Source organism: Nocardia sp. NPDC050710, assembly GCF_040654375.1.
Lineage (GTDB): Bacteria > Actinomycetota > Actinomycetes > Mycobacteriales > Mycobacteriaceae > Nocardia.
In genome coordinates, this window is sequence record NZ_JBFAHV010000050.1 from 1 (window position 1) to 11677 (window position 11677).

The window sequence follows — 11677 nt, forward strand, 5'->3', positions numbered from 1 at the left end:
ACCCCACGCTGCCCACCGGTCGCCAATCAGCGACCGGAAACCCAATCCGAAACCGAACACGCCCGGCCGACGGCCGAGCGAAAGATCGAGGCTAGGTCGGCATCGTCGGCGAAATCAACTGCCGCTCCGTCGTACTCGTCGGCAAATCAGCTCATGAGGAATTCGTCCAGCACAGGGCCACTCGATTGGCTTCCCGACCGCCTGGCGGCTGCCGCGTTGCGGCTGAGTCGAGTCGACCAAGCCGTGGAAGCCATCGGTGCTCTTGCCGCAGGCTGATCGGATAGCCAACCCATCGGGCTCACCCAGACCGAGTCGGGTGGTCAATGGGAGACCGGCGTCGTGAGCGTCCGCCCTGTCCCCGCCTGCTGCGCCATGCCCAGACGGCACTTCCGCACGTTCTGGCGGCGGTACTGCTCGCGCGCTGGTGATCACCTCGGGCATCGTGCGTGATGGCCGTGGTCCTCGGTCGGGTGCTCGCCGGTGAGTGGTTGAGGCTCAGGCCCTGAGCTGTCATACATTGGCTGGATCATTGCCGTAAGCACGAAGAGTGAGCTCCAGCGCCCCACAGAAACCCCACAGTTTTGACCGGAATAAACGCGAATTCATGAGAACTGCCGAGCACGGCGGCTTCCCGAAAGGTGTTGATGCTAGGTAGTATTGGGCAATCTTGAGCATGCTCCAGAACACTGGAACGCTCGCAAGGTGGTCGCAGGTTCAATCCTGTCAGCCCGACAACGAAAACCCCTTCCGACCAGGTCGGAAGGGGTTTTCTCATTCCACGCCAGGCCGCCGGATTCGAACCGAGCCAGTCAAAATCTCATACTTTCGGACTCGCCACCCTCATTTTGTCGGGCTCTCACCGCGGGCCCACGCCTCGAGCACGTCCCGGTTGTCGGGCAGGGTCTCGGGCACATCGATGTAGTGCGCCTTGGCCACGGCCTGGGTGTTGCCGAGCTGCCGAGCGGCCCGCTCGGGGTCGCCGTAGGCGTGATCGACTGCGGTCGCCGCGCCCTTGCGGAAGGTGCGCGGGGTCACCCAGGCGAAGTTCTCTCCGCGCGCCGCGCGCCAGGTGCGGCCGAAGTTGTTCGGGTTGCGCACCGAGCCGTTACGCGCGGGGAACAGCAGTCCCTGCGGGTTCGGCCGTGCCGCGATCTCGAGGTCCTCGAGCGCTTCCCGGACCGATTCGACGGTGTGGTCGGGCAACAGGATTCGCCGCCACCCGTTGTCGGACTTCGGGGCGGGTTTGCGCACCCACCCTCCGGCGCCTTGACCCTTGACCTCGACCAGGGTGCCGGTGACATCGAGGTAGGGCTCGCTGGCGTCGAGATCGATGTCGTCGAGCAGCAGCGCGAACATCTCGTGCGGCCGCATGCCGGTCCCGGTGACGACATCGACCACCCACACCACCGTCCAGTCTCGCGCGGGCCCGCTGACGTAGGCGGGGGTGCCCGGGACCGCCTCACCACGCGCCCACGCGCGTAACTGGGCCCGAAACGCGGGCAGCGCGTGCCGGTCTTCGACCTTGCCTCGGGCCGGTCCGGCGGCGGACGAACGATCCCACTCCGTCGACCGGGTTGGTCTCCACCGCGCCGTGCCGGACCGCGATCTGCATCATGGCTCGCAGGACGATCTTGTGCTGCTTGGCTTTTCTCCGAAGCCCCAGCGCCACAAGATGCTTGAGGTGGCGGTCGAGTTCGCCGGAGGTGGCCTGCCAGACCTGCAGGTTGCCGACCGAGTTCTCGATCTTGATCGTTTTCGGGTTGGCGCGCCGGTCGGTCGAGACATAGATCTCGCGTCGGTAGTCCTCGACGTTGCCCTCGGTATAGGCCTCGTCATTCCCCAGTTCGACGAGCAATTCGGCCGCCAGATCCATCAGCTTGGTCGTCCGGGTGATTCGTCCATAGCCGAGCTGTTCACGATGATCACGCATCGCCTCGGCCAATCGGTTACGCGCCTCGTCCGGGCTCGCGCCCACGCGCTCGAGTTGAGTCCGCCCAGCGGCCCCGTAGTAGTACACGGTGGTCCGCCACCGCCCGTTGCGCTGCTTCTTCGGCTTCGTCGGCACTCCGAAAGTACCCACCGGCTTCGGCAACCTGCCGCCCATCACACCCTTCCCAACACATGGGTTGCCAGCAATTCGCGCAACCGTGCACAGCGCCACCAGACGGACCCGAGCCGTGCCATCGCATGCGCGCCGCCGCGAATCAACCTGCCTACGCAGCTTGGACAGAACCTCTTTGCATCACAAGAGCCAGAAGTTAGCTATAAATTAGCTATAGTGAATCGGCCAGTACTCCGCGACCGCGTTGGCGGCCGTTCAAATCGGCGGTGACCTCGGCAGAGCAATTCATCTCGGCCCGGACTCTCCATGCCGACAGCCATTTTCGGGCAGTGGACGCGCGCCGAACCGGACTTCGAACCCCGCGCCCCGACGGGCAGTGGCGCAAGGGCATGTCCGCAATGGCTTCCGTTGTGGTTGTTCTACAGCTCGATTACGGAAATCCGGCGCATGGGTCCTCGAGGATCGCGCCGACGACTATGCGCCTGCCCCGCCTCGATACCGATAGCGGCCAGACGTCGGAGGAAGGCCGGTTTGCCGGTATGCCGTCCTCGTAGCGCACTCGCCTGCCGCATGAAGGTTTCCGTGCGGCCCTCCCGTTCGGCGAGATCGCGCAAATCGACGAGCAATTCGATCGCGGCCCCGTACTGGCTTGCCTTCTTCGTCGCGACCATCACCTCGATTCGTTGCCAGGCGTCGTCCTGGTCACGGGCTAGTGCGTCCAACCGCCGTGCGCGTTCACGTGCCCGCCTGGCCTCCAGTCGCGCCTGCTGTTCGGCTTCGACAGCGGCCTCACGGCGTTCCCGATCCCTCCGGTGCCGGGCCGCACCGTCGAGCAGGTCGGCGACAGTACGCCGTGGTGCCTGCTCGGGGGCGGCGGTCGCGGAATCGCGGAATCGGCGCAGCAGTTCCATACGCACACCGGCCGCGTCGTCACCAGCGACGCGTAGCAACAGCCGATCCTTTTCTGCCACATCGAGTTCGGCGATCCACACAGCGAGCGCACGCGAATCATCGGCGCGGACTGCGAGATCGGGACTCGCCGACGCCGCGACATGCAGCAGATCACGGTCCAACCGCAGAAAATCGGCCATCGCCCGCTGAGCGGCGGTCAGCGTACGCAATCCCGGCGGCACCGGCGGCTCGAGTCGGTCATCGTGGTCGCGGTCGAAAGCCCACTCGTCACGCTCCCACGCTCCATACCCGGCCAACCATGCCAAATACAACGGCCGCAGATCTCCGGCTGCGAGATCGGCACGCACTCCCACGACGGCCGACAACGAAGTCTCCGCAGCCTCTACCCAATCGCCGGACTCGTCCTCACTGGAGAAGCCCAGAATGATTCTCTCGCCAGAGGTTTCGGCGGTGACACAGTCGCCGAGGCAGTACGGTTCCGCCACCGCGAGATCGAGGACTGCGCGCGGCAACCGGAACATCAGCTGGTGCGTCCCCCAATTCGCCAGGTACAGGTGCGCGTCGTAGTAACGCTCGACCATCCGATGAACGTCACCCCGGAAACTGCCCCAGTGGTATTCGTTGACGAAACTCGTCGCCGTGAGGTGCGCCCGAGTCGACATGGCCCGCACCTCCGCCAACTCACGGTCATCCAGCGGACGATCGATCGCGACGAACTCGTAGTACTGGTACTCACTCACGACAGCACCTCGAACCGCTGCGCGGTGAAAGCGGAGTCGTCACCGAGATGAAAGGTGCCCCCGCAACGTAGCAGATCCGGACATGACCACCCAGCCGCGACCACTGACCGGCTCCCCCTCATCGACACCCTTCCAACTGAACTCCACACCCTCGCGGCCATCACGGAGCACAGCATGGCAGTCCATCGACCCACGCACAGCGACAAACCCGAACTGAATCGCCCCGAGTTTCATGCCCACTCTCTTTCTTCAGATCGAGGACGGGACGCGCACGCTCGAGCAGGCCCGAGCACTCGCCGAGCAAGCCGTCGGCGACCAGCGCCTCGAGATCACCACCGCGCTCGCCGAATCCGCGCCGATCCCCGCGCTGAAAGACAGCTCCAAAGACGCTCGCCTGCTCGTCGTCGGCACCCGCGGTCACGGCGCACTGCGACGCGGACTGCTCGGCTCGGTCAGCACCTCCCTCGCCCGCCACGCGCACTGCCCGGTCGCGGTCATCCCCGACGAAGACCCCGTCCCCACCGACGGCGCGGTCGTCGTCGGTGTCGACGGCTCCGCCTGCAGCGCCCACGCCGTCGGGGTGGCCTACGAGCAAGCCGCCGTCCGCAACGTCGCACTGGTCGCCGTGCACACCTGGTCGGAGGTCTACCGCTACATCCCGCGCGAGGAAATGCTGCAAGAAGACTCCGCGCTGGCCGAAAGCCTCGCCGGCTACAGCGACCGCTACCCCGACGTCGAGATCCGCCGCGTCGTAGTCGAGGACCGTCCCGCCCAACGACTCCTACACGAAGCCCAAGGCGCGCAACTGCTCGTCGTCGGCAGCCACGGACGCGGCGGATTCGCCGGAATGACACTCGGCTCGGTCAGCCAAGCCGTCCTACACGCCGCACCATGCGCGGTCATCATCGCCCGCTGCCAAACTGATCACACGGCCCGGGGAAACAGGGCCCTCACCATCGGTGCGGTGTCTATGTCTCGGGCTTGGGAATGGCTGCACCACGGATTCCTCGACCTCGCCGCCGCCCTCATCTGCTGGCGATGCCTCGGCAACCGAACCCGATAGGTGCTCCTAGCCGATTTCGACGACTCGCGCCCAGTCAGGTGGTCTGTCCGGAACGTAATCGGAATCGCGTTCGCTGTACGAGGGGGCCCGGCGGAACAGGCCGACGACGGTGCGGCACCACGGCTTGGTCTCCGGCCAAGGTGTCTGACCGTCGGTGAGGACCACGACGGCGTCCGGGCGGGGTTGGGCGCGAAGGGCTTTGGCGAAGCCTGTGCGCAGGTCGGTGCCGCCGCCGCCCACCAGCGGGATGCCCTCGGCCGCGCACAGCGGGTACGCGATCCGAGCGGCCGCGTCGCAGGCCAACACGGTGACCAGGTCACGGCCGCCGACCGTGCGGCAGATGGCGGTCACTTCGAGCAGGGCGCTGCCGAGTTCGGCGTCGCTGACCGAACCGGAGGTATCGATGATCACGCTGACGCGGGGTGGTGTGCGCCGCAGACTCGGAAGGACGACACCGGGCACACCGGCCGAGCGTCGCGCGGGCCGACCATAGGTGTAGTCCTCGCCGACGCCGGGTGCCGAGACGGCCGCGCGCAGCGCCGCGCCGAGCAGGTCGCGCCACGGCTGCGGTGGATGGAATGCTTCCTGCGCCCAGCGCCGCCATCCTTCGGGCACGTTGCCCGGGCGGCCGATGATGCCCTGCGCCACCTGGAAACGCACGCCGTCGCGCTCCTGTTCGCTGAGTCCGTCCGCGCCGAGCGGCCCCAGCTCCCACTCGCGTTCCAGACCGTCGGCGCCGCTACCGCAATCGAGCCACGCCATCTCCGGTGTATACGTTCCGAACCGGAACTCCCGCAGGTACTCCTCCATGAGTTTGCCCGCGGGCAAATCGATATCGGCGGGCCGGATCGCGCCCTCCGGGCGGACCAGTCCGTCGCCGAAGATGTCGTCGTTGATCTCGAAGTCCGCGGCGATATTCATGCGCAGCCGTTCCCCGGGCCCGCTCAGTTCGTGCGCACGGGCGAAGCGCTCACCGCGGCCGTGGTGGTCGCGCAGCAGGTGCGAGACCTCGTGCACCAGAACCCCGGCCAATTCCTCGACGGGCATGCTGTCCACGAACGCGGGCGAAACATAGCAGCGCCAGCACCGGTCCACGCTCATCGTGGGGACGCGGCCCGATTCGACGATGTGCAGTGCGAACAGGGCGGTCGCCAGGTATGGCCGGACTCGCACGGCGTACAGCCGGGCGGCGAAGAGCTTCTCCAGATCCAGCTCCCGATCCGCTGATGGCATCGTCACCGGCCCGCTCGCACGAGTTCGGCGGCGCGATCCGCGCGTTGCGACACCGACACCACGCCCGCTAGCTGCTCGATCGACGCCGGTACCTCCCAATTTCCCTGGCGCAGTGTGGCGAGAGTGGTCGCGGGGACGACAATCAGATCCGGCGGCCCAGTCTCGATCGCCCTGACCAGCAGCGCCCACGCCGCATCCCAGCGGGATCTCTCCGGGCGCTTACGCACCGCCGCGACCACTCCGTCGAGCGCGGCCTGGCGCAGATCCCCGCGCTCGGGGAGCTCGGCGCCCGCAGGATCGGCCAGCAGCGTCTCGGGGTCTGGGAGGTCCATCCGGTCCAGGCTGGTCAGTAGCTCGAAACCCGGGCCATCCCCGACCGCGCCCCGGATCAACAGCGACAGCACATCCCTGGAAGATCCTGCGGCGGTGGCGAATGCGATCAGCCGCAGCGCCATCTCCCAACTGCGAGGCGAAGCCCACGCACCGCCCCGGCGCGCCTCACTGCTCGGCATCTGATGCACGAGCTTCGGGCGCGCCGCGAGCAGCACGCACACCGCGCGACGCGCGAACACCACTGCCTCCGTGAGCTTTTCCGGATCGAGCCGCGGCAGTGTCGCGCGCGGCCAGGTGCCGCCGAGACCCCGCACGACCACATCGTGATCGTGCACCCACTGCAGGTGCACGAACCGATTGGCCAGCGGCGGGCTCAGCTCCCAGCCGTCGGCCGCCGACGAGCGCGGATTGGCTGCCGCCACGATCCGGACGCCGGGCGGCAGCTTCAGTGCACCGATCCGCCGCTCCAGCACGAGCCGCAGCAGGGCGGCCTGCACGGCGGGCGGCGCGGTGGAGAGCTCGTCGAGGAACAGCAGTCCCCGGCCCGCCCGGACCAATCGCACCGCCCAGTCCGGGGGCGCCATCGGAACACCGTGCTCCGCGGGGTCGTCGCCGACGATCGGCAGACCCGAAAAGTCCGACGGCTCATGCACGCTCGCGATCACTGTGGTCAGTGGAAGCTCCAAGGTTTCGGCGAGCTGCGTCAGGGCCGCGGTCTTACCGATTCCCGGCTCACCCCACAGCAGCACCGGCAGGTCGGCGGCAACCGCAAGAGTGAGGGCCTCCAGTTGGGTGTCGGTTCGCTGTTCGGTGGTGGTCTCGCCGAGCAAGGTCAGCAGATCAGCGGCGATATCGAGTTGGGAGGCGTGATCCGCAGAGGGGTGAGCAGCGGAGCTCGTGACATGAGCAGATATGTGAATCACCTTGTGCTGTAGGAGGGATACGACGTGGGACGTAGTCGGGTCGTGCGGTCGTGGATCGTCAGGTGGTAGTACCGCGCGGCTGTGCGCAGAGTCGCAGGATCGTCGAGCAGCCGCACATTGCCGCAGCGTACGGCGGGAAAGGGTCAGTAGGTTGTCGCGTTGCGCGGGTGCGCGCGGCGATCTCGTGGACGGCGAGCGCCCGGGTAGTTGGGGGCAAGTTCCGGTTCGGACAGGCCGGATCGGTAGCGCCCGTATGTGATCTGCTGTCGCGCGGTGGCTTCCAGTTCGTCCCGGAGAGCTCCGTCGCGCAGGACCGCATCGGGACCGAGCAGGCCTTCGACGACAGCGAGCGCGCCAGTGGTGTCACCGTGTGCGAGGCGTTCGCGAACACCTGTGAGGCACTCCGGTTGGCGGTGTGCCTGATCGATGGCCTGCAGGCACGGCAGCGGGGTGCCGCTCAAAGCGGCCAGGAGTTCCTCGCGCCGAATCTCGGCCGGGTCGTGGTCCAGTGCGGACAGCGCACCGTCGACCAAGCCGATTCGGTGTTGCTCGCCACCGCAGTCCACCAGGTGAGTTCGCTCCCCCTGGCCTGGCTCCCGGACGGACTCGCTCGGCGAATAGCCGGGCACCAGCGCCCCGGCGACCAGCTGATGCAGTCGATCGAGCGAGATGGCGCCGGTGCGAAGCAGTTCCAGGTCGGGTAGTAGCCAGGTCGAGGCGTAGGGCAGCACAGGAAGCTTCGAGACAGCTCCAGCCGGATATGCCGCCGCGATCCGCAAGCCGGCAGGCCCCAGTTCGGCGATCACCCGTTGCCGGTCACCCAACCGCACCAGGAAGGTATTCTCCTGTCGCCCCCCGGCATCGAGCAGGATTCGCGCTTCGGCGGCCCAGCGATCAACGGCGTAGCCGCGATTCCGCGACACGATCTCCAGCAGAGCCGGGTCCAGCGCCGACCGCTCCGCGCCCGGTTCGGCTCCGCACCGCGCCCGCAGCTCATCGGACCGGCGCGCATCCCAGAGGTGACGATGCAGGTCCATCCGGAAACGACGGTCCGGCCGGGGATGCGGAGGCAAACCGGCTACGGCGCCGGATCCATCCCACAGCGCGAGGGCGACCCGCTGCCCGGCATCCGCCCACGCCGGCGTGGTACAGACCACAAGGTGCGCGAAACCGGCTGTGCCACGCGGATAACGAGCGAGCGTGATCGTCAATCCCGGCCGAAGCAAACCATCCGGAGCAACTCTCGGCAGGTGCCAGCGCAACAGGTCCGGGGCCAAATGCCGCAGATCGGACCGGATTTCAGCCGCCAGCTCCCGGCCGTAAATCTTTGCCACAGAACGTAAATCGACATCGACATCGAAACCGGCAGCGGCACAGGCCCCCGCCCAATCGCCGACGCGACGCCGAGCGGTAGCGGTCTCGATCATGGAGGGCGGCACGGCGAACTCACGCACGCGCGGCCAGAAGGAAAGGCGGGAATCGTCCGCATTCGTCTTCGCAGCGAGCATCAGCACTCACCTTGGACGAACGGGGCCCCCAATCTGCGATCAGAAGGAATCATCATCGCGTCGATCATAGAGCGCGCCGCCGAGACCCGCCAAACAGGCCGGGAAACAGGCTCGCAACGGCCGCCGCCGGACCGACGTCACCGCGAGATCGTGCGGGGTGTCGAGCCATCAGATGTTGATGGCCGGCCCGGCCATCCGACACGCCCATCACCTGTCTGAGCATCTCAACAGCCCGCCGCTTGCTGGTCGAGCCAAGAACTTTCCTTCGCGATCTCCCGCAACGCGCCCGTCTCCAGCTCCGCGTCCGCCAGCAGCCAGCCGCTTCAACCCCGCGTTCCGCTCCCGCAGTTCCTTCACGGCGCCGGTGTCCACCCCCATACTGGCGCCGCCAGTTGTACAGTCGTCGCCGAAACCCCTAGCTCAGCAGTGATCTGCTCACTGGTCTGCCCGGCGGCGGCGAGCTCGTCGGCACGGCGCAGCTTCCGCACGATGTCCTCCGTGGAATGCCGCCCACGTCCTGCCATGTCCCCCGTGCCCCTTCCAGCCTGACCGGAGCCATTCAGGCGAACACCCGTCGCGCGAGCGCTTCGATTGCGTCCGCGGCTATCCCTGGCCCGTCGACGCCCTCGTCCGACCACACCAGCGTCCCGTTGTTGCCACCGCCTCGGTCGTGGGGCAGGATGCCGTGTGCCGCATACCAAGCCTTCTTCGCTTCCCAGTCCGAACGATACTTGGGATTGTTCAGCATCCCGAGGTGCTCCCAGTACACGGGAGGAGATGCCGGCGGGTACGCCGTGAAGTCCGGGAGCCGTCGGGTACCGTCCGGCATCACGAGAGGGTGTTCGTAGTGGTAAGTGATACCGAGATGCCGGAGGGTGTTGGCGACGATGACCTCTGATTTGGAGCGCACGAGTTCTCCGGCGGCGGTGCGGTGGACGCGGCCGCCGTCGAGGTAAGCGCCTTGGGGAGTCGTCACAGGGTCCGGGTCGTGGCACAGGCGCGTCAGGCGTCGGGCGGTGTCGGAGCGTTCCAGGTCCATCAGTGACCACAGATCGTTGACCGAGCCTTGGATCAGCACGATGGTGCGTCGCTGTTGCCGGGTCACCGCGGTGTAGAGCAGTTCGGGCGACAGAAGCGCACACGGTTGCGGCACTACCACCACGGTCGTACCGAACTGCGTCCCAGATCGAATGGTGGGAGTACACAACGCCTTTGGGGTCGTCAGCGGTCCCGGAGGTGTAGCACATGGCGACCGCGCTGCGTTCATCTGTTGCGGGCCAGTCGAATTCGGTGGGCTGGTCCGCGATCAGCTGCTCATAGCGGTGGACGCGCACTCCGGCCGGAACGGCGATGTCGGCCGGGTCGCCACTGACGATGGAATGGCGCAGTCCCGCCGGGCGCGGCAGCTGGGCGCGAGCAGGGGCAACAGGGACGCGTCGACGATGATCACCCGGTTCTGGGCGTGTGCGGTGCTGCCGTAGCTCAGCAACCGCCGCACCGAGACGAACCCTGTCGGGTGCCGAAGTGCCACAACGCAATCGTTGAACACAAGCCGTGCATCATGACCCCGTGGACGAATCCGGTACCCCTCGAGTGTCCTACACCGCAGGCCCTGTCCCGGAGCCCAGTGCCGACGTCACGGTGATCGACCGCCGTGGCGTGATCAGCACTGCGGCTGGTACCAGCAGCGCAATGTGGCCGGGATGATGGCCCCAATGCGGCCGACAATCCGTACTGCAGTGCCGGCGACGTACGACCGGCGTACCCACCTGGTCGCCGCGGCGGCTGTTACGGGACGTTGGTCGTCATCCACGCCAACGCCATTTCGACACCGATGCCCCTCCGACGTGGATAACGACTATGCGGCGCAGCCGATTTCACGTCCTGCCGCCGCCGGTACGCCGTGCCTGTTCACACAGTCGAGGCCTTCGCCGACATCGATCACGTGCCAGAGCATGTGCCCGTTCCTCGCGGAGTACCGGAACAGATACATGACCGGATGCAGGGTGCCCTCCGGTTGGCTCATTGCCGAGGCGTAGGTGCCGCTGCACCGTGCGCGCTGGAGATCGGCCAGCGGATACTTGGGCCCCCCGGTCATTCTCAACGAGGTGATCAGGAACTCGCGGGTGACCATGGCGCAGGGTTCGTCCGCTGACGGCGTGTCCGAAGGTCGGGGTGCTGCCGAGGTAACGGCGCTCTTGGTGGCAGGCGCCGTGGTTTCCGCGCTGGGCGCGGTGGTCTCAGCGCTGGGCGCGGTCGTCTCGACGATGGACACCGTGGTCGGGACGGTTTTGGAAACGGTGCTCGATGCCGAGGGCCCGGCATTGGACGCACCCTCACCGCCACACGCACTGAGCGTCACCGCGGCGGTGGCCGCGAGCAAAATACGTCGGGTCATGTCGTCTCCTCGGGTAGGGCCGCCCTCATTGGCGGCCGCTCCCAGATCATCTGGCTGAGTAAGGATTTCGTTTCACAAGCGAACTATGGCAGGTCTCACAACCCGCCCCTGTATCACTACGGCCGACATGACCGATTGGCCGCGAACGTGATTCAGCGTTCTCCCCGGCGGGTGACGCTGCAAACAAATCGCTCGGGCAAAGCCGCCGAACGCGCGGCATACGGCACAGTAGGGCGCTCGGTATCTGCCTGCCGGCACCAGATGTCGATTCCTAGGGAGGTCTCCGATTCGCCACTGAACCCCACGAGCGACTCGACAGCCGGAGCGGTGGCAGGTCATCTGGGTGTGATGAGGTCAGTCTCTGATCGGCCTGCCACCGAGATTCACCGAGACACGGAAGCTTCCGCACATCGGCTACTTAACACTGGTGCCAGGGCCTGATCCCGGCCAGGATCGGGTCCAGGTACCCGGTGAGAAGCTCCCAAATCGGCTGCCCACCAGTGTC

9 protein-coding genes and 1 pseudogene are annotated in these 11677 nt (G+C 66.8%); 1 reads left to right on the forward strand and 9 read right to left on the reverse strand.

The annotated features are described in order from the left end of the window. Nucleotides 1–840: 840 nt before the first annotated feature. The 3 genes from AB0H61_RS38585 to AB0H61_RS38595 form a co-directional block, all read right to left on the reverse strand. On the reverse strand, nt 841–1398 hold the full coding sequence (locus tag AB0H61_RS38585; protein ID WP_357313781.1) for a tyrosine-type recombinase/integrase: 558 nt from the start codon (nt 1396–1398) through the stop codon (nt 841–843). 61 nt (nt 1399–1459) lie between these two features. Further along, entirely contained in the window at nt 1460–2161 is a 702-nt protein-coding gene (locus AB0H61_RS38590) for a hypothetical protein (protein WP_357313784.1), read from the reverse strand. A gap of 320 nt (nt 2162–2481) precedes the next feature. Further along, entirely contained in the window at nt 2482–3714 is a 1233-nt protein-coding gene (locus tag AB0H61_RS38595) for a hypothetical protein (RefSeq protein ID WP_357313787.1), read from the reverse strand. Between the two features lie 232 nt (nt 3715–3946). On the opposite strand from AB0H61_RS38595, the gene AB0H61_RS38600 reads away from it, so the two are divergent. Beyond that, nucleotides 3947–4777 carry a universal stress protein gene (locus tag AB0H61_RS38600; RefSeq protein WP_357313790.1) on the forward strand — a complete coding sequence of 277 codons (831 nt, stop codon included), beginning with the start codon at nt 3947–3949 and terminating at the stop codon, nt 4775–4777. A gap of 6 nt (nt 4778–4783) precedes the next feature. On the opposite strand, the gene AB0H61_RS38605 is transcribed toward AB0H61_RS38600, so the two are convergent. The 6 genes and pseudogenes from AB0H61_RS38605 to AB0H61_RS38630 all read right to left on the reverse strand — a co-directional run bounded on the left by AB0H61_RS38605 (nt 4784) and on the right by AB0H61_RS38630 (nt 11172). Next, the gene (locus AB0H61_RS38605; RefSeq protein ID WP_357313798.1) at nt 4784–6010 is read right to left on the reverse strand and encodes a VWA-like domain-containing protein; all 1227 of its coding nucleotides are present in this window, start codon (nt 6008–6010) and stop codon (nt 4784–4786) included. Between the two features lie 2 nt (nt 6011–6012). Next, on the reverse strand, nt 6013–7257 hold the full coding sequence (locus tag AB0H61_RS38610; RefSeq protein WP_357313801.1) for a MoxR family ATPase: 1245 nt from the start codon (nt 7255–7257) through the stop codon (nt 6013–6015). 152 nt (nt 7258–7409) lie between these two features. Beyond that, complete coding sequence (locus AB0H61_RS38615; RefSeq protein ID WP_357313793.1) at nt 7410–8774, reverse strand: hypothetical protein; 1365 nt, start codon at nt 8772–8774, stop codon at nt 7410–7412. Nucleotides 8775–9333: 559 nt separating this feature from the next. Then, nucleotides 9334–9879 carry a hypothetical protein gene (locus tag AB0H61_RS38620; protein ID WP_357313804.1) on the reverse strand — a complete coding sequence of 182 codons (546 nt, stop codon included), beginning with the start codon at nt 9877–9879 and terminating at the stop codon, nt 9334–9336. A gap of 76 nt (nt 9880–9955) precedes the next feature. Further along, a pseudogene (locus tag AB0H61_RS38625) lies at nt 9956–10239 on the reverse strand (fatty acid--CoA ligase); the annotation flags it as partial. 393 nt (nt 10240–10632) lie between these two features. Next, entirely contained in the window at nt 10633–11172 is a 540-nt protein-coding gene (locus AB0H61_RS38630) for a hypothetical protein (RefSeq protein ID WP_357313795.1), read from the reverse strand. Nucleotides 11173–11677: the final 505 nt, after the last annotated feature.